Annotated in this window: 24 protein-coding genes; 10 read left to right on the top strand and 14 right to left on the bottom strand. The window is 62.2% G+C overall.

Annotation, left to right across the window (positions count from 1 at the left end):
- Positions 1–198 precede the first annotated feature (198 nt).
- Entirely contained in the window at positions 199–873 is a 675-nt protein-coding gene (locus NRB16_RS22025; protein WP_257106925.1) for a hypothetical protein, read from the top strand.
- A gap of 55 nt (positions 874–928) precedes the next feature.
- Here the strand turns inward: NRB16_RS22025 and NRB16_RS22030 are convergent, their stop codons facing one another.
- Entirely contained in the window at positions 929–1939 is a 1011-nt protein-coding gene (locus NRB16_RS22030; protein WP_257106926.1) for an ABC transporter substrate-binding protein, read from the bottom strand.
- Between the two features lie 287 nt (positions 1940–2226).
- Here NRB16_RS22030 and NRB16_RS22035 point away from each other — a divergent pair, with 287 nt between their 5' ends.
- From NRB16_RS22035 to NRB16_RS22055, 5 genes are all read left to right on the top strand, one after another.
- On the top strand, positions 2227–3810 hold the full coding sequence (locus tag NRB16_RS22035) for an ABC transporter permease (RefSeq protein WP_257106927.1): 1584 nt from the start codon (positions 2227–2229) through the stop codon (positions 3808–3810).
- Positions 3807–4622: an ABC transporter ATP-binding protein gene (locus NRB16_RS22040; RefSeq protein ID WP_257106928.1), complete on the top strand. Its 816-nt coding sequence runs from the start codon at positions 3807–3809 to the stop codon at positions 4620–4622. The genes NRB16_RS22035 and NRB16_RS22040 overlap by 4 nt, the downstream gene beginning before the upstream one ends.
- A 553-nt stretch (positions 4623–5175) precedes the next feature.
- Positions 5176–6327 carry an FMNH2-dependent alkanesulfonate monooxygenase gene (gene ssuD, locus NRB16_RS22045; protein ID WP_257106929.1) on the top strand — a complete coding sequence of 384 codons (1152 nt, stop codon included), beginning with the start codon at positions 5176–5178 and terminating at the stop codon, positions 6325–6327.
- A 55-nt stretch (positions 6328–6382) separates the two neighbouring features.
- Positions 6383–7570, top strand: coding sequence for an acyl-CoA dehydrogenase family protein (locus NRB16_RS22050; RefSeq protein WP_257106974.1), 1188 nt, complete (start codon positions 6383–6385; stop codon positions 7568–7570).
- Between the two features lie 12 nt (positions 7571–7582).
- Positions 7583–8698, top strand: a complete 1116-nt coding sequence (locus tag NRB16_RS22055; protein ID WP_257106930.1) for a sigma-54-dependent Fis family transcriptional regulator — start codon at positions 7583–7585, stop codon at positions 8696–8698.
- A 6-nt stretch (positions 8699–8704) separates the two neighbouring features.
- Here the strand turns inward: NRB16_RS22055 and NRB16_RS22060 are convergent, their stop codons facing one another.
- Positions 8705–8857: a hypothetical protein gene (locus NRB16_RS22060; protein ID WP_253117594.1), complete on the bottom strand. Its 153-nt coding sequence runs from the start codon at positions 8855–8857 to the stop codon at positions 8705–8707.
- A 108-nt stretch (positions 8858–8965) separates the two neighbouring features.
- On the opposite strand from NRB16_RS22060, the gene NRB16_RS22065 reads away from it, so the two are divergent.
- Genes NRB16_RS22065 through NRB16_RS22075 form a run of 3 tightly spaced genes read left to right on the top strand, consistent with a single transcriptional unit; the run spans position 8966 to position 11543 of the window.
- Positions 8966–9970, top strand: a complete 1005-nt coding sequence (locus tag NRB16_RS22065) for an aliphatic sulfonate ABC transporter substrate-binding protein (RefSeq protein ID WP_257106931.1) — start codon at positions 8966–8968, stop codon at positions 9968–9970.
- Positions 9967–10809, top strand: coding sequence for an ABC transporter permease (locus tag NRB16_RS22070; RefSeq protein WP_045483316.1), 843 nt, complete (start codon positions 9967–9969; stop codon positions 10807–10809). The genes NRB16_RS22065 and NRB16_RS22070 overlap by 4 nt, the downstream gene beginning before the upstream one ends.
- Positions 10806–11543 (top strand): ABC transporter ATP-binding protein, encoded by a 738-nt coding sequence (locus NRB16_RS22075; RefSeq protein WP_253117596.1) that lies wholly within the window; start codon positions 10806–10808, stop codon positions 11541–11543. The genes NRB16_RS22070 and NRB16_RS22075 overlap by 4 nt, the downstream gene beginning before the upstream one ends.
- A 118-nt stretch (positions 11544–11661) precedes the next feature.
- Here the strand turns inward: NRB16_RS22075 and vapC are convergent, their stop codons facing one another.
- The 9 genes from vapC to NRB16_RS22120 form a co-directional block, all read right to left on the bottom strand.
- Complete coding sequence (vapC, locus tag NRB16_RS22080) at positions 11662–12060, bottom strand: tRNA(fMet)-specific endonuclease VapC (RefSeq protein WP_257106932.1); 399 nt, start codon at positions 12058–12060, stop codon at positions 11662–11664.
- On the bottom strand, positions 12060–12290 hold the full coding sequence (locus NRB16_RS22085) for an antitoxin (RefSeq protein WP_257106933.1): 231 nt from the start codon (positions 12288–12290) through the stop codon (positions 12060–12062). Before NRB16_RS22085 ends, vapC begins: the two co-directional genes overlap by 1 nt.
- A 330-nt stretch (positions 12291–12620) precedes the next feature.
- On the bottom strand, positions 12621–13142 hold the full coding sequence (locus tag NRB16_RS22090) for a GNAT family N-acetyltransferase (protein ID WP_257106934.1): 522 nt from the start codon (positions 13140–13142) through the stop codon (positions 12621–12623).
- Positions 13135–14550 (bottom strand): MFS transporter, encoded by a 1416-nt coding sequence (locus NRB16_RS22095; protein WP_257106935.1) that lies wholly within the window; start codon positions 14548–14550, stop codon positions 13135–13137. Before NRB16_RS22095 ends, NRB16_RS22090 begins: the two co-directional genes overlap by 8 nt.
- The gene (locus NRB16_RS22100) at positions 14547–15758 is read right to left on the bottom strand and encodes an acyl-CoA dehydrogenase family protein (protein WP_253140612.1); all 1212 of its coding nucleotides are present in this window, start codon (positions 15756–15758) and stop codon (positions 14547–14549) included. The genes NRB16_RS22095 and NRB16_RS22100 overlap by 4 nt, the downstream gene beginning before the upstream one ends.
- Before the next feature lie 10 nt (positions 15759–15768).
- Positions 15769–17478 carry an ABC transporter ATP-binding protein gene (locus NRB16_RS22105; protein ID WP_257106936.1) on the bottom strand — a complete coding sequence of 570 codons (1710 nt, stop codon included), beginning with the start codon at positions 17476–17478 and terminating at the stop codon, positions 15769–15771.
- The gene (locus NRB16_RS22110) at positions 17475–18338 is read right to left on the bottom strand and encodes an ABC transporter permease (RefSeq protein WP_257106937.1); all 864 of its coding nucleotides are present in this window, start codon (positions 18336–18338) and stop codon (positions 17475–17477) included. The genes NRB16_RS22105 and NRB16_RS22110 overlap by 4 nt, the downstream gene beginning before the upstream one ends.
- Positions 18338–19327: an ABC transporter permease gene (locus NRB16_RS22115; RefSeq protein ID WP_253140614.1), complete on the bottom strand. Its 990-nt coding sequence runs from the start codon at positions 19325–19327 to the stop codon at positions 18338–18340. The genes NRB16_RS22110 and NRB16_RS22115 overlap by 1 nt, the downstream gene beginning before the upstream one ends.
- Entirely contained in the window at positions 19324–20928 is a 1605-nt protein-coding gene (locus NRB16_RS22120; RefSeq protein ID WP_257106975.1) for an ABC transporter substrate-binding protein, read from the bottom strand. The genes NRB16_RS22115 and NRB16_RS22120 overlap by 4 nt, the downstream gene beginning before the upstream one ends.
- 984 nt (positions 20929–21912) lie before the next feature.
- On the opposite strand from NRB16_RS22120, the gene NRB16_RS22130 reads away from it, so the two are divergent.
- The gene (locus tag NRB16_RS22130) at positions 21913–22965 is read left to right on the top strand and encodes an RHS repeat-associated core domain-containing protein (protein ID WP_257106938.1); all 1053 of its coding nucleotides are present in this window, start codon (positions 21913–21915) and stop codon (positions 22963–22965) included.
- 71 nt (positions 22966–23036) lie between these two features.
- On the opposite strand, the gene NRB16_RS22135 is transcribed toward NRB16_RS22130, so the two are convergent.
- The 3 genes from NRB16_RS22135 to NRB16_RS22145 all read right to left on the bottom strand — a co-directional run bounded on the left by NRB16_RS22135 (position 23037) and on the right by NRB16_RS22145 (position 25234).
- Positions 23037–23612 carry a hypothetical protein gene (locus NRB16_RS22135; protein WP_257106939.1) on the bottom strand — a complete coding sequence of 192 codons (576 nt, stop codon included), beginning with the start codon at positions 23610–23612 and terminating at the stop codon, positions 23037–23039.
- 78 nt (positions 23613–23690) lie between these two features.
- Complete coding sequence (locus NRB16_RS22140) at positions 23691–23825, bottom strand: hypothetical protein (protein WP_257106940.1); 135 nt, start codon at positions 23823–23825, stop codon at positions 23691–23693.
- Positions 23822–25234, bottom strand: a complete 1413-nt coding sequence (locus NRB16_RS22145) for an LLM class flavin-dependent oxidoreductase (RefSeq protein WP_197540942.1) — start codon at positions 25232–25234, stop codon at positions 23822–23824. The genes NRB16_RS22140 and NRB16_RS22145 overlap by 4 nt, the downstream gene beginning before the upstream one ends.
- Between the last annotated feature and the right edge of the window lie 8 nt (positions 25235–25242).

Genomic DNA, 25242 nt, shown 5'->3' on the forward strand with positions numbered 1-25242 from the left:
ATAAACCCGGCCCCCCGTAGGAGCTGCTTCAGCAGCGAAGCCTTCGCGGCTAAAGCCAATTCTGTTCGATTACGAAAAAAGATGAGACCCCACTCACAACCAGACCACACTTCAGAAACTTCCTACACCATTATCAGGACAAGTTAGCCGCCGGCTGGCCGTCACAAATAGCGAACCATTCAACTGGAGTATCTCGCTATGACTATCACCGGTATCACCTCAACGATCATACCTGCTCACTTGCCTGCCAAACCCGCCGTAACCAGCGCGGAACAGGCAGCGCCCTACCTTGCGCACAGCGTCGAAGACGAAAGACACGCTCGGGCAAAAGCGTTCTACACCCGCGAGGCAGAGCCGTGGCTGAAAGGCTATAACAAGAGCGAAATGACGCCAGAACAAAGCGCGGCAGCCAAGGAAATGTATCTGAGTGAGCTGAAGAGAGATTCAATTGATGCGCTAAAATCTCAGGGTGAGCACTATGGAAAATGCCTCACCGAAGTAGGTATCTACCGGCAGGATCTGGCCAAAAAGAACTTCAGCTATACGCTGGGCGATGATGGAAAAGTCAAACTTCTCGACCCGGAAAACTCGTTCACCGAGCACGAACGTAAATACCTGACATCGCTTTTGAACGAAGACAAAAAATTCACAAATAGCGTGGTCAAGTTCGCCAAACTGGCCATGGAACTTGTTGACCATGATGACAAGGCGTTCGGCGGAAAATACAAGCTGAACCTGCTGAACTTTAAGGACACGGTGGATTACAGAAAACTGATGACGAGCGACTCACAAGACATATACAAAAACCTCATTAGCCAGATTCTTGAAAAGGGCGAGAAGCGCGAAGAGCCGTTGGTGGATGTCGTTGCATGATTGAGCATAAGGGCGCCTGCCACAGCAGCGCGCCCGTTACATCGTCAGGCCAACCTCACAACGCCTTATCCGACACCCACTCACTGACCTTGAACGGCTTGCGCACCAGACGCTGCTCCGCCGCCAGGTCTACCGACTTCTGCAAGCTGGCCAGAAACTCAGGGTCAAGACGCGAATCGAAGCGCACGCTCAGGTCCAGGCCCTTGAGGTCGTCCTGCAAAACCGCCTGGGGGTAGTTGGCCAGTTCCGCAACCAGTCCAATGTAGGCCTGGCGGTTGCTCTCCTGTTGCAGCCAGTGCAGCGCCTGGGCGTTGGCCTTGAGCAGTTTGTCGACCGCCTGTGGATGCGCATCGATAAACGGCCCGTAGCCCAGCAGCACGCTCTGGATGCTGCCGGCCCCGCCCAGATCCAGCGTGTTGAGCGGGATTTCGGCAAGGCCGCGTTCACGCAGCGAGTTCAATGACGCCGAGCCCCAGGTCGCGTCGATCTGCCTGGCGCCGAGGGCGGCGACGGCAGCGTTGATGTCCAGGTTGATGACCTTGAGGTCTTTTTCCTTGAGTCCCTGGCTGGCCAGTGCAGCGGCGAACGACAGCTGGTAGGCGGTGCCGCGAAAGATTGCCACACGCTTGCCCTTGAGGTCTGCCAGGGTCTTGATCCCGGAGTCCGGTGCGACTGCCAGGTACTGCTTTATGCCCCGCCCGGTGGCGCTGAGCAAGCGGGTGTCCAGACCATTGGCCTTGCCGATGATCGCCGCCAGATCGCCCAGGTAGGCGACATCTACCTGACCGTTGGCCAGCGCTTCGTTGATGGCCGGGCCTGCGCCTTTGAAGAAATTCCACTGCACCTTGATGCCGTCGGCGGCAAACGCCTGCTCCAGCAGTTGCTGGCTGCGCAGCACGTCGGTGACACCCGTACCGCTTTTCTGCGGGCCGGCACTCAGGTCCGGGACCGCGATGCGGATTTCCTTGAGTTCGGCTGCGTTGACGATGCCTGCGGCACACGCCAACAGGCCGGCCAGCAGCGGCGCAGCGAAACGGAGGGCAAAACGGGGAAGTGAGAGATTCATGCGAGGCTCCTGGCGCATCTGAAGATGGGCGCCAGTCAGGCATACATCGCACCTAAAATAAAATACTAAAAAATGATCTTTTAGTAACTTTAAAGAATATTAGGTCTGTAACCCTTGTGCTTGCTGGGCCATGCACATCTCGCATGAAAAATATTCCGGGAATGCATTGGCTGCAATTGCCCAAGACGGTATTAATGGCAGCCTTTATCCCATATTTGAATCAAATTAATTTTTTATATTCATTTTAAGAATAAGCAAATAAGCATTGGTTTGCGACGGAGAGCCTGATGACCCGTGATGCCACCCTCCCCTTACCGCCTGGCGCACTGCGCCCCACTGGTCGCGCAGTGCGGCTGCTGGGACGCCTGCAGGGCTGGTATGTGCCAATCCTGGTTTTCGCTTTGTGGTGGGTTGCCAGCCGCGAGCACTGGATGAGCGAACAGATCCTGCCCGAGCCTGCACTGGTCTGGCAGAGCGCGCTGGAACTGGCCAGTGGCGAGATCTGGGTCAACCTGGGCATCAGCCTGCAACGCCTGGCCTTCGGTCTGCTGGCAGGCATCGGCAGCGGTGCCCTGCTGGGTGCCTGGCTGGGCTCCAGCCCACGGGCTGAACGGCTGATCCTGCCGACCTTCAGCGCCCTGGCACAGATCCCGACCCTGGCGTGGATTCCGCTGTTCATGGTGTTCTTCGGCATTGGCGAGGTGCTCAAGCTGGTGGTGCTGATCAAGGCCATCGTGGTGCCGGTGACCCTGCATACCCTGGTCGGTGTGCGCGATGCACAGCCGCGCTTGCGTGAAGCCGCAGCCGTGCTGCGGCTGCCGCGCGCCCTGCTGATCCGCCGGCTGATCCTGCCTGCGGCCCTGCCCTCGTTCATGGCCGGCGTGCGTCTGGCGCTGTCGGCAGGCTGGTCGTCGCTGCTGGCCGTGGAGTTGCTGGCCTCCAGCGAAGGCATCGGCTACCTGATGGTCTGGGCCCGGCAGTTGTTCATGCTTGATATCGTCTTCGTCTGCATCGCGGTGATCGGTGTGGTCGGGGTGAGCATGGACCTGTTCATCGGCCGGGCCGACCGCAAGCTGGTGCACTGGCCGCACCCGCCCACCGCGCAACTGAATCGTGGCCGGGCCCAATCGGGCTGGGCCGCCTGGTACCTGCCCATCGCGTTGCTGCTGCTCTGGCAGGCCGCGTATCAGTTGCAGTGGGTCGACCGGCAGATTCTGGTCTCGCCACTGCTGGTGCTGCAAACCACTTGGGCCGGGCTGCTCGACGGCAGCCTGCCCGGCGCCATGCTGATGAGCCTGAGCCGCACCCTCGGCGGCCTGTTGCTCGGTGGCCTGGCCGGGTTCAGCATCGGCCTGCTGCTGGGCCTGTCGAAACCCGCCGAGCGGCTGTTCGGCCCGAGCCTGGGCGCGCTGCGGCAGATCGCGATCTTCGCCTGGGTGCCGCTGCTGACGGCATGGTTCGGCCTGGGTGAACCGGCCAAGTGGGTGTTCGTCTCGTTCGCAGCGTTTTTCCCGCTGTACATCGCCACCCAGCGCAGTGTCGCCAACCAGTCACCGCAACTGGCTGAAGCGGCGCGGGTGCTGCGCCTGAGCCCGTTGCAGCGTCTGGGCCGGTTGGTGTTGCCAGGTGCGGCGCCCGGCATCTTCGGCGGCCTGCGCCTGAGCCTGATCTACGCCTGGCTGGGCACCATCGGTTCGGAATACTTCATGCCCTCGAATGGCGGCATCGGCAGCCTGATGATCGGTGCCCAGCAACTGCTGCGCATGGACGTGATCATGGCCGGCATGTTGCTGGTCGGACTGACCGGCGCCTTGCTCAACTTCCTCGGACAACGCATCGAAGCGCGGGTCACGCGCTGGAGACACGCATGACTCAAGCTATCGTCAGTTTCAACCATGTCGGCAAGGTCTTCGAGGTCGATGGCGGCCAGATCGAGGCCATCAAAGAATTCAACCTGCAGATTGCCGAAGGAGAATTCGTCGCCATCGTCGGCTCCAGCGGCTGCGGCAAATCAACCCTGCTGCGCCTGCTGATCGGCCTGGACACCGAGTACCGTGGCGAGATTCGGGTCGACGGCAAGGTGGTCGAAGGCATCGGCAGCGAACGCGGCATCGTGTTCCAGGAGCACCGGCTGTTTCCTTGGCTGACCGTGCAGGACAACATCGGTCTGGGGCTGGTCAACGAGCCACTGAGCAACGAACAGAAACAACAGCGGGTCGCCGACTTCATCGACCTGGTGGGCCTCAAGGACTTTGCCCGTGCTTACCCGCACCAGTTGTCCGGCGGCATGGCACAACGGGTGGCCATCGCCCGTGGCCTGGTGGCCAGCCCGCGTATCCTGCTGCTCGACGAACCGTTTGGCGCCCTCGACGCGCTGACCCGCCAGCAGATGCAGAACGAACTGCTGGCAATCCGCGAACGGGCAAAAATCACCACGGTGCTGGTGACCCATGACGTCGAAGAAGCGATCTTCCTCGCCGACCGGGTGGTGGTCATGGAGCCGCGGCCAGGGAGGATCAAGCGCGTGGTCGACATCAACCTGCCGCACCCGCGCCAGCGCAGCGGCTATGACTTTCACCTGCTGCGCGAAGAGCTGCTGCATGAACTGACCAGCGACGAGCAGTACATCGCGCCAAGACCTACGCATATTCATGACCTGCACCCGGCGTTGATTGCGCTGTAGGAGCGGCTTTAGCCGCAATACTGTTCAATTAGACCGGTGGGAGCAGCCGGCCGGCGCTCCGGTTGCTGTGGTCCGGCATCCCGGCGAAGACGGCGGCACATTCGCAGCAGATGTAGTGTTTTTACTGGCCTCTTCGTCGGAATTCCGCCCAGACCAAGGTCGCTCCCACAAAGGCACGCAGTGCTTATCTGAACAGTATTGGCTTTGGCCGCGAAGGCCCCAACTCACGAGCATCACCGCCCGCCCCTCGCCGTAGTTTGATTGCATCGCGCACCTCTCCCCCGGCAACTGTTGCTCAGCCAACAGTTGTTGGGCAGCAATCACCGCTGAGCAACAGCAACGCACTCATCCTTGGTGAAAAACCCCGTGAAAAGCCCCGGCCCGCCTGGGTCTTGGCTTGTGGCACAGGACTTGCGAACCCGCCTTGTCCAGCCTGTTAACGGGCTCACATTAAGGAAGCGATCATGAGCGCATTTGTGCATGGCGCTGCGGCCTGCCGCGGCGTCTGCTGTTCATTCACCGTCATTGATCAATGTCACTCAGGGAGCCGCGCATGAATGTGTTCTGGTTTCTGCCGACCCACGGTGACGGTCATTACCTGGGCACCGCCAAGGGGGCACGGCCGGTCACCCTCGGTTATCTCAAACAAGTGGCCCAGGCGGCTGATGGGCTGGGTTACCACGGCGTGTTGATTCCCACCGGACGCTCCTGCGAGGACTCCTGGGTCGTGGCCTCGGCCCTGGCGCCGCTGACTGAAAAGCTGCGTTTTCTGGTGGCGATTCGGCCGGGCATCATTTCACCGACCGTCTCGGCGCGCATGGCCGCCACCCTGGATCGCTTGTCAGGCGGGCGGGTGCTGATCAACGTGGTGACCGGCGGCGATCCCGATGAAAACCGTGGCGACGGGATTCACCTGAGCCACAGCGAACGCTACGAAGTCACCGACGAGTTCCTGCATATCTGGCGCCGCGTGCTGCAAGGCGAGGCCGTGGATTACCAGGGCAAGCACTTGCATGTAAAAAATGCCAAGGCCCTCTACCCGCCGATTCAGCAGCCTTATCCACCGCTGTATTTCGGCGGATCTTCCGACGCCGCCCATGACCTGGCAGGCGAGCAGATTGACGTGTACCTGACCTGGGGCGAGCCGCCAGCGGCAGTAGCTGCGAAGATTAGCGACGTGCGGGAGCGCGCGGCCAAACATGGCCGTACGGTGAAGTTCGGGATTCGCCTGCATGTGATCGTGCGCCAGAACGAAGAAGATGCCTGGCGCGCCGCTGATGAGCTGATCGCGCACATCGACGACGCCACCATCGCCGCCGCCCAGCAGTCGTTTGCCCGCTTTGACTCCGAAGGCCAGCGGCGCATGGCGCAGTTGCACGGTGGGCGCCGCGATAACCTGGTGGTTGCTCCCAACCTGTGGGCCGGGGTCGGCCTGGTGCGCGGCGGTGCGGGCACGGCGCTGGTTGGCAATCCTGAGCAGGTTGCCGAGCGCATCAAGGAGTATGCCGACCTGGGCATCGAGAGCTTTATTTTCTCTGGCTACCCGCACCTTGAAGAAGCCTACCGGTTTGCCGAACTGGTATTTGCGCTGCTGCCCGAACCCTACGCCAGCCTGGCCGGCCGTGGCCTGACCAACCTGACCGGCCCGTTTGGCGAAATGATCGCCAATGACGTGTTGCCCAGCGCCCGAAAGCAGCCGGCGTAAACCAGAAACGGCTTAATTTGAGGATTTTTTCGTGACGACGCCTGTGATTGCTCCTGTGAAGGCCCCTTTACCTGCCTCTTTCACCAGCCCCTTACACCTGGCCCGTAACCTGGCCTGCGAATTTGCCTCCAACGCCGCCGAGCGCGACGCCCAGGGCGGCACCCCCCAGGCCGAGCGCGATGCGTTGCGCCACAGCGGCCTGCTGGGCTTGAGCATTCCGACCCGTTTCGGTGGCCTGGGCGCCAGCTGGCGCGAGACTTTTGATGTGGTGCGCGAATTCGCCAAGGTCGACAGCTCGATCGCCCACGTGTTCGGCTTTCACCACCTGATGCTGGCCACCGTGCGGCTGTTTTCCCGCCCGGACCAATGGCAACCCTGGTTTGAACAGACCGCCCGGCAAAACTGGTTCTGGGGCAACGCCCTGAACCCGCTGGACACCCGCACGGTGCTGAAGACCTTCGACGGCTGGCGGGAATTTTCCGGGCGCAAGAGCTTTTGCTCCGGCGCCAGCGATTCGGAAATGCTCATCGCCTCGGCGGTGGATGAAAGCGCCGGCGGCAAACTGATCATTGCCGCTATCCCCAGCGGGCGCACCGGCATTACCCTGCACGACGACTGGGAAAACATGGGCCAGCGCCAGACCGACAGCGGCAGCGTGACCTTTGAGCGGGTACGGGTCGAAGAGTCGGAATTGCTGCTCGACCCAGGCCCGTTGAGCACCCCGTTTGCTTCACTGCGGCCGCTGATCGCCCAACTGCACTTCACCAATCTGTTTCTCGGCATCAGTGAAGGCGCGTTCGAAGAGGCGCGGCATTACACCCTCAAGGAAAGCCGCCCGTGGTTCACCTCCAAGGCTCAGGACATCAGCGAGGACCCTTACATTCTGCGCCACTACGGCGAGTTCTGGGCATCGCTGGAAGCGGTACGGGTGCTGGTCGAGCGCGCCTGTGTGCTGCTCGATGCCGCCTGGAACAAAGGTCCGGAGCTGGGCAGCGAAGAACGCGCGCAACTGGCGCTGGCGATTACCAGCGCCAAGGTCAATGCCAGCCGCACCGGCCTGGACCTGACCAGCCGCCTGTTTGAAGTCACCGGTGCCCGCGCCACCCACGCCGCCCTGCGCCTGGACCGCTTCTGGCGCAACCTGCGCACCCAGACCCTGCACGACCCGCTGGATTACAAACTGCACGAGCTGGGTGACTGGGCCTTGAACGGTGCCCGCCCGACCCCGACTTTCTATTCTTGAGCGAGAGCCCTCATGCAACTGCTGACCCTGCCCCCTTCGCCGGCCTTGGCCACGTCCATTCGGGCCACAGCCCAAGTGTTCGAAGACCCTAAATCGCGCGCGTTGTTGGCCCACCTGCAACAGATCGCCCCCAGTGAGGCCAGTGTGCTGATCATCGGTGAAACCGGTACGGGCAAGGAGTTGGTGGCCAGGCACTTGCACAACCTCAGTGGCCGACGCAACGGGCCGTTCGTGGCGGTCAACTGCGGCGCGTTTTCCGAATCGCTGGTTGAGGCCGAGCTGTTCGGCCATGAAAAAGGCGCCTTCACCGGCGCGTTGAGTGCCAAGGCCGGCTGGTTCGAGGAGGCCAACGGCGGCACGTTGTTTCTCGATGAAATCGGCGATTTGCCGATGGCCATCCAGGTCAAGCTGCTGCGGGTACTGCAAGAACGCGAAGTGGTCCGCCTGGGCTCGCGCAAAAGCCTGCCGATCAACGTGCGGGTGCTGGCAGCGACCAATGTGCATCTGGAAAAAGCCATCAACGCCGGGCACTTTCGCGAAGACCTGTATTACCGGCTGAACGTGGTGACCCTGTCGTTGCACGGCCTGCGCGAGCGGCCGGGCGATATCCTGCCGTTGAGCCGGCATTTCATCCGCACCTACAGCGAGCGCCTGGGTTACGGGCAGATGACCCTCAGCCCCAGCGCCGAAGCCAAGCTGGTGGGTTACAGCTGGCCGGGCAATATTCGTGAGCTGGAAAACGTCATTCACCACAGCCTGCTGACTTGCCGCGACGGTGAAGTACAAGCCGATGACCTGCGCTTGTCCAACCTGCGCCTGGAGCGCCAGGACGACGCCGGCTACTCGCGTACCGGCGCCGACGGCGACTCGCTGGAGCAACTGCTGCAACACACGTTCCGCCGGCTGTGCGAGGAGCAGCCCGGTGCATTGCACGAGCGGGTCGAAACCGCGCTGCTACGGGCGGCCTACCATTTCTGCCATCACAATCAGGTGCACACCGCCGAACTGCTGGGCCTGTCGCGCAACGTCACCCGTACGCGGCTGATCGCCATTGGCGAACTGGTGGTCAACAAACGCCGCAACCAGGATCACGAACTGGATAACCGCCTGTTGCGCCTGTCGATCTGAGCCGTTTCAGCCATCATCCTGCTTCAAGCGCAAGCGACCGACGACGGACTTGCCGCTTGTGGCCTGCAACAGGCCCAGCATCAACTGTTGCCTGAGCAACAGTGCCTCGACATTCTGCCGCACCACATACAGCAGCCCGCCGCCGGCAAACCGTCCCAAACGCCCGTACTACGTGGCCAGCAGCCTGATGGCATGCCCCGTGCAAACAGTCATGGTTACCCAACAGCTGATTCACAGCCCGTCTTCCATGCCTTGCGGAACCTACCCATGCGTCTGACTCTACTGGCCTCATCGCTGACCCGTCTGCCCCGCTCCCTGAAAGTTCTGGCCGCTGCCTGCATCGCCGGCCTGGCCCTGAACAGCACCGCTTATGCCGAGACCGCGCCCAAGGAAGTGCGCCTGGATTACGCCTATTACTCGCCGGTGAGTCTGGTGCTCAAGCACTTCGGCTGGCTGGAAAAAGCCCTGCCGGACTCGAAAGTCAGTTGGGTGTTCAGCCAGGGCAGTAACCGCTCGCTGGAATACCTCAACAGTGGCGGCGCCGACTTCGGTTCGTCGGCCAGCCTGTCCGCCGTGTTGGCCCGCGCCAACGGCAGCCCGATCAAATCGGTGTACGTCTACAGCCGCGCCGAATGGACCGCGCTGGTGGTCAGCAAGGATTCACCGCTGAAAAGCATCAACGACCTCAAGGGCAAGAAAATCGCGGCCACCAAAGGCACCGACCCGTACCTGTTCACCCTGCGCGCCCTGGCCAGTGCCGGGCTGAACAAGAACGACGTGGAACTGCTGCACCTGCAACACCCCGATGGCCGCACCGCCCTGGAAAAAGGCGATGTCGATGCCTGGGCAGGCCTGGACCCGCACATGGCCGCCAGTGAACTGCAAGCCGGCTCGCGCCTGCTGTATCGCAACAAGGACTTCAACAGCTACGGGGTGATCAGCGTGACCGAGACCTTCGCCAAAGAGCATCCACAAACCATCAATACGGTGATCAAGGCCTATGAGCAGGCGCGGCGCTGGGCACTCGAACACCCTGAAGAGTTCGCCAAACTGCTGGCTGATGAATCCAAATTGCCGCTCGACGTGGCCAAGCTGCAGCTGACCCGTACCGACCTGTCGGCGCCGCAACTGAGCGACAAAGACATCGCCGCCTCGCAGGCCGCAGCACCGATTCTGGTCTCTGAAGAACTGGTCAAACGTGGCGTGGACGTCAAGCAAGTGATCGACCAGTTGATCGAGCCGTCGTTCGGCAAAGCCAGTATCCAGCCATGAGCCAGACCAGCAAGGCGCTGAGCGCAGCGGCACCTGCCGAGCGCCCGACCAGCAACACCGGCCAGTGGCGGCGGCGGGCCAAGGGCCTGGCACTGCCGGTGCTGATCATTGTGGTTCTGGAAGCGGTGGTGCGCCTGGGCTGGATCGCCTCCTATCAGATGCCCGCGCCCAGCGAAGTGGCGCAAACCCTGGTGCAACTGGCCGACGGCGCGCTGTGGAAACATATCGGCGCCAGCCTGTCGCGAGTGCTGGCCGGTTTCGCAGTGGGCGCCAGTCTGGGGCTGCTGTTCGCCGCCTGGGTCGGCCTGAGCCGCGAAGCCGAGGCCTGGCTGGAGCCAACCTTCGCCAGCCTGCGCGCCATTCCCAGCCTGGCCTGGGTGCCGTTGCTATTGCTGTGGCTGGGCATCGGCGAAACCTCCAAGGTGGTGCTGATTGCCATCGGTGCGTTTTTTCCGGTGTACCTCAATGGCGTGGCGGCGATTCGCAATATCGACCGCAAACTGGTTGAAGTCGGGCGCATGTACGGCTTCAGCCGTGCGCGCCTGGCCCGGCGCATTCTTTTGCCTGCGGCGTTTCCCGGGGTGTTCACCGGCCTGCGCAGCGCCTTGAGCCTGAGCTGGATGTTTCTGGTGGCCGCCGAACTGATCGCCGCCACCCGCGGCCTGGGTTACCTGCTTAGCGATGGCCGCGAAACCTCACGGCCCGACCTGGTGCTGGCGGCCATTATCGTATTAGCCCTGCTGGGCAAAATCAGCGACGGCCTGCTGGCCAGCCTTGAGCGCCGCTGGCTGACCTGGCGCGACACCTTTGACGGCGCAGGCCCCGGAGCCCAACCATGAGTCTTGCCCAGGCAACCCCATCCAGCGCTGATCTGTTGCACTTGCGGGTCGAGCGCAAAGCCTTTGCCGACACGCCCGTACTGGGCCAGATCGACCTGCGGTTGCAACCCGGCGAAATCGTCAGCCTGCTCGGCCCCAGCGGTTGTGGCAAAAGCACCCTGCTGCGCCTGGTGGCGCAACTGGACAGCGACTTTGTCGGTGAGCTGCGCCAGCGGCCCGAACAGGTCGGGTTCGTGTTCCAGGAACCGCGGCTGATGCCCTGGCTGAGTGTGGCCGACAATATCGGCTTCAGCGACGACCGCCAGTACGACCGTGAGCGGGTTGCGGCGTTGATCGACGAAGTGGGCCTGAGCGGCTTTGCCGACGCCCTGCCCAAACAGCTGTCTGGCGGCATGGCGCAACGGGTCGCCATCGCCCGTGGCCTGTATGGCCAGCCTGAGTTGCTACTGCTCGACGAACCGTTCAGCGCGGTGGATGCCTTTACCCGCTACAAGCTGCAAGACCTGCTGCTGGAGCTGGCCCGCCGACACCATATCGGATTATTGGTGGTGACCCACGACATCGACGAAGCGCTGTACCTGAGCAATCGGGTGCTGGTGATCGGCAACCGGCCCGGCACCGTGCGCCAGGAACTGCACGTACCGCTGAGCTACCCCCGCGAACGCAGCGACGACACCCTGGCAAGGCTGCGCAGCCAAGCGTTGAGCGCATTGCATGATGCGCGGGTACTGTAGGAGCGAGCGGGCGGCGATCCGTCTTGCTCGCGAAAGCTATCTGCCAGACGAAACATATGTATTGTCTGGACCGGCCCTTTCGCGAGCAAGCTCGCGCCTACGACCTAAACAAATATCATTAAACCCAGTCTTCAACGCGCAGACCCGGCACACGGTTGAACTCGCGCAGGTTATTGGTTACCAGGATCAATCCTGACGAACGGGCATGCCCCGCAATCATTTGATCATAGGGGCCGATTGGCGTACCCGCCCTGCCAAGTTCGGCCCGCAGTTGGCCTGTGTGCGCTGCCGCATCCTGATCGTATTTAAGGACTTCAAGTCGTGCTGCAAAGCCTTCTACATCAGCCAGATTGCGCGCCGGGCTGGAGGACTTTTCCGCGCCGTAAATGAGCTCCATCAAGGTCACAGTGCTGATGCAAAGTTGACCATGTCGCGCTTTGAACATCTCGCGTACATGCTGAGGCTTGTTCTTGATAGTGAAGATGCAGATGTTGGTATCGAGCATGAACTTGAGCATTAAAACGATTCCCGCTCTTGATCGGCGGGCTGTTCACGATCAGTCATGAAATCGGCAGTGACACCTTCACCGTCAAACCAGCTGTCCCAAGACTCACCTGCGGGGGTCAGAATCCGGGTTCTACCCATGACGATCACATCGACACGCTTAACATCATCAGGGAGTGCAGCGGCCTTGGGTAAGCGTACGGCCTGACTGCGATTACTGAGAAACACTGATCCTTGTTCCATGCTCACCTCTACGGATATGGCATATGTATATCCCATATGGTAGCTCGGCTCATGGATATGTCAACGGGATATACGCTCTGCTTGCCTTGATGCCCGACCACCGCGATCGGCCGCGTTAGCAATTGTAAACTCTGCGTGTTTCACAGGTTTCTGGCAGCGCTACGCACTGCATTCGCCTGCAGAGCAGCCTCCCACAGGCTGCGATGACTGTAGGAGCGAGCGGGCGGCGATCCGTCTTGCTCGCGAAAGCTATCTGCCAGACGAAACATATGTATTGTCTGGACCGGCCATCTCGCGAGCAAGCTCGCGCCTACCAAGTGCAGGTCGCAGCTATGCCAGCGGCCTGCGTAGCCGCCACTCGCGCAATGTGGCACCGCCGCGCTCCTGTTCATGCACCAGCCCTTGATCACGGTGGTAACCCAGGGTCTGGTAGAACGCCAGAGCTCGGGCGTTGCCTTCCAGCACCCACAGGGTCACCTCACTAAACCCAGCGCCGGCCAGTTCAGCATGGGCCGTTTCCATCAATCGCCGCCCGGCACCCAGCCGCCAATGAGCCGGGTCCAGGTTGATGGCGTGAATCTCGCCGCAGCCAGCCCGCGCCTCGGCATCACGGCTATGGCCCCAGACCAGCCAGCCGATGACCTGCCCGGCGCGCTCAGCCAACAAAACCCGTTGCCCCTCGCGAATCCGCTCTTGCCACTGCCGGGTGCGCGTCGGCAACTGATTGCCCAGGCCGCGCAGGTAGTGCTCAGGCAGCAAGTGTGCATAACCCTGTTGCCAGGCCTGAATATGAATGGCAGCGATTCTGGCGCCATCAAACGCTGTCGCGGGGCGAATTCCGGTTTCACTCACCCTTATCTCCTTTGAGCGGTTGCGCCGTATTGGCCAGGCGATAAAACACCACACTCGATGCCGCGCACGATAGCGCACACAACAACAGCACCACGACGATATCACCGACCGAGGTTTCGCTGCGCCCGTCCAGGCTTGCCAACAGGCCCAGTAATACCCCGGCCATGCTCACCGAGACGCTCATCACCAGTTGCCCGGCCATGGCCGACAGGCTGCTGGCGGCGGCGCTGCGCTCCAGCGGTACGTCCAGGTAGGTCACCGCGCCCATGGTGGTGAATTGCAGCGAGCGCGCCAGCCCTGCGCTGAACAGGATCAGCGCCATCAACCACCCGGCCATTTCACGGTTGAAGCTGGCGCACAGGGCAATGCCCAGCGCGCTGAGCAGGGCGTTAGCGGTCAGCAGGCGGCGATAACCAAAGCGCCGCACCAGCGGCACGGCCAGCAGCTTTATCAACAACGCACCAACCCCGCCACACACCACCAGCCAACCGGCGGCCAGCGGCGTCATACCCAGGCAGTTCTGCAGCAACAGCACCAACAAAAATGGCTGGGCCGAAGTGCCCAGACGAAACAGCGCGCCACCTGCCTGGCTCAAACGAAAGCCGGGCAGGCGAAACAGTCCGAGGTCGATGAGTGAGTCACGATGGCGCCGGGCATGGATGACATACCCAAGCACCAACAGCCCACCACCGACAATCAAGCCGCCAGCCAGCAACCTGGGCAGTTCTCCTTGCGCCAGGGAGTCGAAGCCGAACACCAGCAGCGCCAATGCTCCGCCACCCAATAGCAGCCCGCGTTTGTCCAGCGGCGGCACCTGGCGCGCCGGAAAATCCGGCACATGGCGCACAATCAGCCAGCAACCGAACAGGCAGATCGGCAGGTTGATGAAAAAGATCCACTGCCAGCTCAGGTAGGTCACCAGCACGCCCCCGAGCAGCGGCCCCACCAGTGGCCCGACCAACGCCGGCAAGGCCAGCCATGACATGGCTTGCAGCAGTTGCTCACGACTGGACCAGCGCAGGATGATCACCTGCCCAACCGGGGTCATCAATGCCGCGCAAGCGCCCTGCACCATACGCCCCAGACACAGCTCCAACAGCGTGTCAGCCAGGGCGCAGACCAAGGACGCAACGGTAAACATGCCCATCGCCAACAACAGCACCCGGCGCGGCCGAAAGCGTTCGGCCGCCCAGCCGCTGACCGGCACGAACAACGCCAGGGCCAGCACGTAAAGCGACACCACCAGATTCATGCGCAAGCCCGGTTCGCCAAGGTCCTCGGCCATTTTTGGCAAGGCGGTCATCACCGCCGTGCTGTCGAGCAACTCCATGAACAGCGCTGCGCCGATGATCACCGGCACTTTCGGGCTTTGCTCAGCGGTGGCTAACGTGACCGGTATCGCGCTCAAAACAGGCCCGAGACCGGCGGCCGCGTGCCTTTGAGCTGCCAGGCCCCCACCACTGCAGCTTTCCAGTGCCGTGGGTTGTGGTTGGCCACGGTGCGGGCGTTGCGCCAATGCCGGTCCAGGTTGTGCGCCCGCCCGGTGGTGGACGCGCCGCCCACATCGAACACCGTCTCAGCCGCCTTGAGCGCCAGTTCGGCCACCAGGTACTGGGCCTGGGCGACCTCCACGGCGGCCTGCTCGACGTCAGCGTCTTGCAAGCCTTCGGCCCAGGCCCGGTCGATGCTGTCGGCGGCGCGCAACACCAGCGCCTCGGCGCCATAAGCACGGGCGGCGATATCGCCCACCGACAACTCCACGTAAGGGTCGTCCACCGACTGGCTGGCGCTGCTGTGCTTGATCGGCCTGGCATGTTCGCGGGCAAACCGGCTGGCGTCATTCAGTGCATTACGGGCGATACCGGCCTGCACGGTGCCGAGGAACAATTGCAGGAAGGGCGTGACGATGGTGCGCTTGCCTTCTTCCACGGTGCGGGTGCGCAGTTCGCTGGCGTCGACCCGCACGTTATGCAGGTGAGTGGTGCCACTGGCGGTCAGGCGCTGGCCCATGGCGTCGAAGTCGTCGAGCAACTCCAGGCCCTCACGGCCACGGGGCAGGATGAACGACACTGGCTGTTCATCTTCGTCCAGCGCCACGGCGCTGACCCAGTCAGCGAACAGCGCACCGGTGCTGTAGAACTTGCTGCCGGTTGCCCGGTAGTGATCGCCCTCGCGCACCAGCCGTGCGGCAATCGAGCCATTGGCACCGCCCAGTTCCCAGCCGGCATTGCCAATCACCGCGCCATCCAGATAGCGGGCAAACCAATGCTGGCGCTCTGGTTCGGCGTCATCGCTGGTTGAAGCCAGCAAGCCTTCGACAAAGGCAAAGCCGGGACGCAGCGCCTGGGCGACATTGGAGTCCACCGAGGCTACCTGCAGCAGCAGTTCGATCACATCGCGCACACTGCCTTCGGGGCCGCCAAAGCGGCGCGGGATGCGCACGGTGTAGAGACCGGCGGCGGCCAGTCGGGCAATCGCCTCGAACGGCAAGCGGCGTTCACGCTCGCGCTCGGCGGAGCCTGCGCCAATCTCGGGCAGCAGCGCCGCAATACGCGCCTTGAGTTCAGCCACACTGGTCGCCGCAGGCTGGGTGGGCAGTCGTTGATAAGTGGTCATCAGGCAGTCCTTAAATGGCGATTTTCCAGAGGCGGGTTTCATCGAACAGATCGAACGCCTCGTGTTCCGGGTCCAGCGGCGGCACTTGCAGTTCGGCGCCGCTGCCGGGCAAACGCGGCACCGAGCCCAGCAGGCGCCGGGTGTATTCATGGGCCGGCTGCTCAAACAGTTGCTCAACCGGGGCCAGCTCCACCACCTCACCATGGCGCATCACCAACACGTCGTCGCTGACGTGGCGGATCACCCCCAGGTCGTGGGAAATGAACAGGTAAGCCAGGCCCAACTCGTCTTGCAGGTCAGCCAACAGGTCCAGTACCTGGGCCTGAACCGACACGTCCAGCGCCGACACCGGCTCGTCACAGACAATCACCTTGGGCTCACTGGCAATGGCCCGGGCGATGGCGACCCGCTGGCGCTGACCACCGGACAACTGCAATGGCCTGCGTTCGGCCAGTTCTGCGGGCAGGCGCACCTGATTGAGCAAGCGGGTGATGCGCGCCGGGCGCTGTTGGGCGTCGATACCAGCAACGTGCAAGGCGTCGTCGAGAATCTGCGCCACGCTCCAGCGCGGATCGAACGAGCTGAGCGGGTCCTGGTAGATCACGCTGATCTCGCGGCGCAGCGGCCGGCGATGCTTTTCATCAACCCCGCCGTGGGGCAGAGTCCACGGCTGGCCCCGGTAATGCACTTCACCGGCATCAGGCTGCAACAGGCCCAAAGCGATACGCGCCACGGTGGTTTTGCCTGAGCCCGATTCACCGACGATGCCCAGCGTGCGGCCGGAGCGCAGCTCAAAACCGACATCCCGCACCACTTGCCGTACCTGGCCGTCAGGCCCCAGATAACGCTTGCCCAAACCCTGGGCGCGCAGCAGCACTTCAGCGTCCTGACGCACTGGCGGCGACACGTAGCTGGCACGCTCCGGCGACAGTCGGCTGCCGCGTGGATGCTCAGCGGGCACCGCCGCCAGCAGCGCTTTGGTGTAGGCATGGGTCGGCTGGCGCAGCACTTGCTCCATCGGGCCTTGCTCGACCACTTCACCGTGACGCATGACCACCACGTCGTCAGCCAGTTGCGCGACCACCGCCAGGTCATGGCTGATGATCAGTAACGAGGCGCCACGGGCCTTGATCTGCTGGAAGACCTCAAGGATCTGCGCCTGCACCGTGGCGTCCAGCGCAGTGGTCGGCTCGTCGGCAATCACCAGCGCCGGGTCCATCGCCAGCGCGCTGGCGATCAACGCCCGCTGGCGCAAGCCGCCAGACAACTGTCCTGGGCGCTGCCGGGCACGCAGCGCAACATCCGGCACGCCGACCCGCTCCAGCAATTCCAGTACCCGCGCCTGGCGTTGCGTGCGGTTGCCGAAGCGATGGGTTTCCAGCACTTCAAGAATCTCTTTGCCCACCGGGCGCAACGGGTCCAGCGACACCAGCGCGTCCTGCAGCACAAAGCCAATGTCCTTGCCGCGTACACTGCGCCATTGCCGCTCGCTCAGGCTCAGCAGGTCGCGCCCGGCAAAACTCAGGCCCCTGGCGGCCACCTCGGCCCGGCCGCCGGCCAGCCCGACCAGGCTGCGGGCACTGACGCTCTTGCCCGAGCCCGATTCACCGACCAGGGCCACGCAGCGTCCCGGCGCCAAGGTAAAGGACAGGTCATGGACCACGGTCTGGCCATCGAACGAGACGTTCAGGCCATCGACAATCAGAGTGTTATCGCTCATGGCAGACGGCCCTCCAGGCGTTTCTGGATGTAGCGGCCGGTCGCCGTGGTCGACAGGGTGGTCAGCACGATGAACAGGCCGGGAAAGAAGGTCAGCCACCAGGCAGTGGCAATGAAGTCGCGGCCCATCGACAGCATGGTGCCCCACTCCGGCGCCGGAGGTCGGGCACCCAGCCCCAGAAAGCTCAGCGCCGACGCCCAGACGATGGCCTGGCCGACACCCATGGTGATGGTCACCACCAACGGACGCATGGCATTGGGCAGCAACTGGCGCAGGATAATGCGCGAGGTCGGGTGGCCCAGCGCCCGGGCCGCTTCGATGTAACCGGCATTACGCACCGCCAGTACCTGGCCACGGACCATGCGCGCATAACCGGGGGCACCGCCCAGACCGGTGGCGATGATCAGCGGGCCGATACCGCTGCCGAATACCGCGACGAACAACAGCGCCAGCACCAGACTTGGGAAGGCAAACAGCACTTCAAGCAGCCAGCCCACACCACGGTCGATACGCGCCCCACCCAGCCCGCCCAGCAGCCCCAAGGCAATGGCGATGGTTATGGATAACGCGGTGGCGGCCACCCCGATGAACAGGCTTTGCCGGGTGCCATGGATGATCCGGGCAAAAATATCGCGGCCTGACTGATCGGTGCCCAGCCAGTGTTCCCAGCCCGGCGGCACAAAGGCGTCGCGGGGCACGATGGCCAGCGGGTCGATGCGGGTGAACAACTGTGGGGCCAGCGCGGCGAGTACCAGCAAGCCGAGAAAGCCGATCGACAGCGTTGCGCCCCAGGGTGGCAGGCGCCAACGGCGTTGGCGCAGCAGCAGACGGTGAGTTGCCGCAAGGGTCAGTTCGCTCATCAGTGCTGCTCCTGTTGCCGAGGGTCGATCCATTGATAAAGCAGGTCCACCAGAATGTTGGCCAGCACATAGCCGGCGGCCACCACCAGGCTGATGCCGATCACCAGCGGCAGGTCCTGGGTTTGCACCGCCTGATACAACTGACGGCCCACGCCCTTGCGCGAGAAGATCACTTCACAGACCACCGCGCCGCTGATCAGCGCACCGATGGCCCAGCCCGACAGCGACACCCCCGGCAGCAAGGCATGGCGCAGGGCATGCTTGAAACGTACTTTCAGATCGCTCAGGCCACGGGTGCGGGCAGTCAACACGAAGGGTTGCTCCAGGGTCAGTTCCAGCGACTCGCGGGTCACCTGGGCAATGAACCCGGCCAGCGGAATGGCCAGTGAAAAGGCCGGCAACACCAGGGTTGCCAGGCTGTCGCTGCCGGCTGGCGGGAACCAGCGCAGGCCAAAGGCAAACACCGCCAGCAACACCACCCCCAGCCAGAAATGCGGCAATGCGGCGCTGAGGGTTTCCAGCAAAGAGGCCGCGCCGCCAATCAAGCGCCCGCGCCCGGCGGTGATCACCGTGGTCAGCAGCACCAGCGCCCAGGCCAGCACCAGGGCCGCCACGGTCAGTTCCAGGGTCGCGCCGCCCTGCTCGGCCAGAACCCGGGTCACTGGCATATGCTGGGAATAGGAGACCCCAAGGTCACCTTGCAACAGGCGGCCGAGGTACAGCACGTACTGAACCGGCAACGGCTTGTCCAGGCCGTACTCGGCACGGGTGGCTTCGATGGTTTCCGGGCTTGGGTTGGCGCTCGGCCCGCCGAGAATCGCCAGCACCGGATCACCCGGCATCGTGCGCAAGGCAAAGAACGTCAGGGTCGCGACCGCCAGCAGCACCAGTGCCCCACCGCCCAGCCGCAGCAGCGCACGGCGGCCCAGCGCGGCCAGGCGTTCGCGGCGCGGATCGGTCACGCCCGACGGCGTCGTTGCAATACTCATTTGCTCACCCATGCGTCATAGAGATAGGTCACCGCCAGCGAAGGCTCCAGGCGCACGCCATGGGCGGTCTTGTAGATACCCAGGCGGGTGCTCTGCGGGTAAGTGGCCAACTGCAGATACTCAGCGGCGACCTGCTTCTGCGCCTGGTAGTAGATTTGCCGACGCTGCTCGGGGTCCTGGGTCGCCAGGGCGCTTTCGATCAGGGCATCAAAGCCAGGATCGGCGTAACCGGCGGTGTTCTGGTGATAACCACCGACCCCGGCCGGCTGAATGAATGCCGAGCTGTAGATGATGCGCAGCACATCCGGGGTGTTGGTGTTCCAGTAACCGATGCGGATGTCGTAATCCCAGGCGGCCTGACGCGCCGTGGCCTGGGCGTCGCTCATCTGGTCCATCACCAGCTCGAAACCGGCCTGACGTGTGGTGGCCTGCACCTGCTCCCAGAGGGTCAATTCCGACGGTGGGGTGCGGGCGCCGATCACCACCACCACCCGCAGCCGTTTGCCGTCCTTGGTGCGATAACCTTCGCTGTCACGCTGGGTCCAGCCAGCCTGGTCGAGCAGTTGCGCGGCTCTGGCCGGGTCGTAGTCCTGGATACGCTCGAACTCCGGGCTGTAGAACGGCGTGGCCACGCTCAACGGTCCGCCGGCCCGTGGGAACTCGCCGAAATACACGCTCTTGAGCGCGCCTTCGACATCGGCACTGCGTACAAAGGCTTCGCGCACACGCACATCGGCGAAGGGTTCGCGGCGCATATTGAACGTGCCATTGGTGGGGTTGCCGGGCCGCTGGGCGATGATCAGTTTCAGGTCCGGATTGCGCCGCGCCGCTTCGTGGGACTCGGGCGGCAGGGTCTCGATCACATCGACCTCACCGGCCTGCAAGGACGCAAAACGTACCGAAGGTTCTTGAATGAACTTCCAGATCACCCGCTCCAGATACGCCGGGCCCTGGTGCTTGGCGGTGGGCGGCGCCCAGTTGTAATCGGGGTTGCGCACCAGCTCTATCTGACTCTGGCGCTGCCACTTGACCACCTTGAACGGCCCGCTGCCCACCGGGCTTTCACAGTTCTGGTCCCGGCTGCGGGCCAGCGCGGTGGGCGACTGAATGCCCAGAAAGCCTTGGGCCAGCACTTCCAGAAAGGCCGCATAAGGTGTTTTCAAATGCACCACTGCGGTGTAGTCGTCGATGATCTCGGTGCTGCGGTACTGGCGGATATAGCCCCCGGCGGTACTGGACTGGGTCTTGGGGTTGGCCATGTGGTCGAGGTTGGCCTTGACCGCATCGGCCTTGAACGCGGTGCCGTCGGTGAACTTGACGTCGTTGCGCAGGTGGAAGGTGTAGCGCAGGCCGTCAGGCGAAACCTCCCAGCTTTTCGCCAGCCATGGGCCGATCTGCCCTTGGCTGTCCATCGACACCAGCGAGTCGAGGTACTGTTGGGCGACGAACACTTGCGGCATGTCGCCGGCCACATGAGGGTCCAGGCAGGTGGGTTCGCGGTCGGTGGCATACACCAGGGTGCCGCCGTGCACCGGCTGGTCGCTATGGACGCTGGCCTGCTGTTGGCGCTCGCAACCGGCCAGCGCCAGGACTGCGAACAGCGGGGTGAGGTAACGGGTATTGAAGTTCAAGGTCGCTCCTGCGGGTTACAGCGCCAGTGGCGGTTGCAGAGATGGTTGCAGGGGCTATTGCATGACCCGTGCCGGGTCTCAATGCCTTGATTTTGTTGGGGTTCGGGGTGGATGCGATGATGGTGGGTGGACAAAGTGTCGAGGGGATGTTGCTGGTACAACAGCTTTCGGACGACACATCCATTGGCGGCCCCCGGTGTTGCCCTTGATCTTGATCTTTGAACACCGATATCCCAGACGACGCAGATCGCAACGTTGGTGCAGGCTTCGTTCCGGCGCCACGTAGAGGTGATACCGATCAGTTAAGCGATTTCGGACCTGACTCGGTCTCGGTGGGAGCCTGGCTTGCCGGGGTGCCGGACCACAGCGAAAGAGCCAGTAAAACCGGCACATCTGCTGTGGATGAACCGCAGCATTCGTCGGCAACCGGAGCGCCGGCCGGCCACCCCCAGCGGATCGCATTGATCCTTAACTGATCAGCATTAACCTGTAGGAGCGCGCTCGGATTTGCACATAGGGCCGTGTCTGTTTTGTCGCACGCCAATGGCAAGTCCTGCTCTTTAGTGCGCGACAGAACAGGCCTCGGCGCGGCTGTGATGAAACGGCAACAGACCCTAGGCTGTCGCTACAGCAAGGCGGAGGTGACTTTGCTTGACTTGCGCCAACCAAGTGAGCTTAACGGCGACCTGTTTGCGCCTCGGCAGTCGATTGTTGCCGATCGAATGATGTAGGTGATGGATCAGATCAACGGCCGTTGGGGCATGTGTCACGATCTGATTAGCCAGAGCTATACAACCCTTATCGGTCAGCTCTGGGCGGTGAAATGTAATTGAGGTTGTCAGCTTTTAGGAAATGGACCCTGTCAATCGAGGTGCTGAGCTGTCATTTTTAATGGGCAGGCAGAACAGATAGAAAGGCGGATGATAGGATTTTCTTGTCGTTTCGGGAGCGGACATGATGACCACAACTGATAAGCTCGAAGTTCAACTCGCTACCTACCGTTATGATGCCTTGGATCGATTGAGTAGCAGCATGGCTTTCGACAAGGCTGCGCAATGTTTTTACAAGGATGAACGGCTAACAACCGAACTCCACACGGAGTCCAAGCGTACAGTGTTTCGGCTCGCGGACCAGGTATTGGCAGAGCAGGTGCTGAACAACACGAATAACGAAATATCGCTACTGGTAACTGACGGACAAGGCTCAGTCTTAGGCGTGCTGGGTAAGGCGCAGTTTGATGTTTTCAGCTATATGCCTTACGGTTATCAGGCTGCGCCGGGCGTACTGGGCAACTTGCTAAGATTCACTGCAGAGCGGCCGGACCGAGTGACCGGGCATTATTTACTTGGCAAAGGATATCGTGCATTCAATCCTGTTTTAATGCGCTTTAACAGCCCAGACAGGCTTAGCCCTTTTGATGATGGGGGAGTGAATGCTTATACGTATTGTGGTGGTGAGCCGATCAATCACGTAGACCCCGAAGGTGACGTGTATTCTTTTACAGTGCTCAAGGCGGCTGATCGATTTCTTGGGTTTATCGGGCGCAGTAGAAAGGTCACTGCTCTGGCCCCTCGCCTGACATACAGGTCACCAAGTTCTGTTAAAACCGCTAGAACTGCGCCTAGGCGCGTTATAGCTAATTTGCATAAATCCCCTCCTATCGAGGCGGTACCAGAAGAGTTAATAGCTCGCACTCCATCTCCAATCGAGCTTAGAACTGAGGTGGATGTGCAAAATTTCGCGGAATGGGAAATGAAGAAGTACCGTCGACGTTACGTAACGTCAGCTAAAGATATGCTCAAGGCAAGGCTGAAAGTGGTCGAAAACGAAACGAGGAATAAGTCGGTCAGCGCTGTTGCCTCGCAAAGTTACGGCCCACCGGACCCGGTGTTTGGTTCCACGCTGGATAAATTAAAATATAAGGTTGCGCAAGATAGAATTCGGGCTGGCCGAGAGTCTTTGGAGTCTAAACTGGGTCCGGTGAGGGGCGGAAGAAGGAATATCTGAAATTAGGGTCTGTTGCCGTTTCGACGTAGCCCATTGTTCTATAAAAGAACAGGCCCATATTGTTGGAGCTCTCACACACAACACCAATACGAGCCTGTAATGCCCCGATTAATGCTTAACAAGGTTGACTCACCCGACCCGGACGCGCCGACAAAACCCACCCGCTGCCCGGCCGGGATGTGCAGGTTGAAGTCGCGAAACACCGGCTTCTCCGGCTGATAACCAAAGTCTACGTTCACAAACCGCACTTCACCGCGCAACACGTTCAACACCTGTGCGTGCGGCTGGTCGGTGACTTCATGGGGGCGAATCAGCGTGCGCACGCCGTTGGCGATGTTGCCGGTGGCTTCGAAGAACTCCAGCAGGCGCCGCGACAACCCCGAGACGTCGGTGATGATCATCAGCGACAGGCTGGTGGCGGTGACGAAGGTGGCAATATCGATGTTGCCGCGCCGCCACAGCCAAAGAGCCAACAGCAGGATGCCCAGTATGAGCAGCACGCCGCAGGCGTTCTGGAACCAGCGGATTTTTTCCATGTAACCCAACGAGCGCTTGGCCGCCTCGACTTCGCGGTCGAGAAAACGGCCGAGGTATTGGTTCTCGAAAGGGTGGCGGGCAAACAGGCGAATGTTGGTCAGATCGGTCACCGCATCGACCACTTTGCCGGTGCTAACGCTGCGCGCCGCTGAAAAAGCTCTGACCAGTGGGTGGCTACGCCGCGCAGATCACCGACGCTGCAAACCCAGCATGCCCGCATAAGCCACCCGGTAGCGCTGGATAAAGGTCCAGACAAACGCCAGCGGAGTGTCGGGCAGATGACGAATGTTCCAGCCGCCATCCTCTGTTGCTGGGTCACTCATGGCTGACCTGCCTGAGCAAATCTCAGCGGCGGCAAAGGCTGGCTGAGCGCGGCCGGGTCGCGGTAGCGGGCCGCCGGGTGATTGGCCGGCAGGCGCGCCTGGCCTGCGCCAAACAGCCGCTCGCGCAGGGTTTCGCCCGGCGTGTAGCGCTCACGAAAACGTCCGCGTCGGCGCAACTCAGGGACCACCAGATCAATGAAGTCACGGGCGGTTTCAAACGACAGATACTGGCGCAGGTTGATGCCGTCGATGCCGTCCACGTCCAGCCAGCGTTCGATCTCGTCAGCCACCACCGTAGGCGTGCCGGCCACGAAATAGCGGTCCTCTTGCAGACCGGCGAAGCCTTGCAACATCTGCCCGACCGTGGTCTCGGGGTTGAAGCGGTTGAGGGCGCCCCAACCGATATCACCCCGCTTGATGATGTCGGTCAGCCGCTGATGAGGCGCGTAAGCGCGCAGGTCGATGCCCAGTTGCGCATGCGCCATGGCGCCGTCGGCGCTGACCAGCCGGCGGTAGCTATCGAGCTTGGCGGCGACCGCCTCATCGCTGCGCCCGGCGATCACCCCGGCCTGGACGATGAACTTGATGCCCGCCGGGTCGCGGCCTTGTTGTTCGGCATTGCGGCGCATGGTTGCGATGTTGCGGCGCACATCTTCCGGGGTCGCGCCGCCGGTGAACACCACCTCGGCATGGCGCCCGGCAAAGGCGCTGCCGGCCGGCGAGCCGGTGGCCTGGAACAGCACCGGGGTGCGCTGGCGCGAAGGCTGGCACAGGTGCGGGCCGGCGACCTTGAAATGCTCACCCACGTGGTTGATGTAACGCACCTTGGCCGGGTCGGTATACACGCGCTGCTCACGGTCCTGAATCACCGCGTCGTCGTCCCAGGAACCCTCCCAGAGTTTGTAGAGCACATCGAGGTATTCGTCGGCGATTTCGTAGCGGTGATCGTGGGGCACTTCCTGGTCCAGGCCGAAGTTACGCGCAGCATTGGGCAGGTAGGAGGTAACGATGTTCCAGCCCACCCGGCCCTTGGTCAGGTGATCCAGGGTGCTCATGCGCCGGGCAAAGGCAAACGGCGGCTCGTAGGTAGTGGAGAAAGTCACCCCAAAGCCCAGTTCACGGGTCACCGCCGCCATGGCAGGGATCAGTAACAGTGGGTCATTGCTCGGCACCTGCAAGCCTTCGCGCAGGGCGGTTTCCGGGCCGTTGCGAAAGCGGTCGTAGACGCCCACGACATCGGCGAGAAACACACCGTCGAAGGTGCCGTACTCCAGCAGTTGGGCCAGCTCGGTCCAGTAGTCCAGGTCGTTGAAGCGATGACGGTTGTTGTCCGGGTGAACCCACATGCCATGCATGATGTGGCTGACGCAGTTCATTTCGAACAGGTTGACGTGCAGTTGCTTGGGCACAGTGAGAT

Origin of the sequence: Pseudomonas sp. LJDD11 (assembly GCF_024584215.1) — a bacterium.
GTDB lineage: Bacteria > Pseudomonadota > Gammaproteobacteria > Pseudomonadales > Pseudomonadaceae > Aquipseudomonas.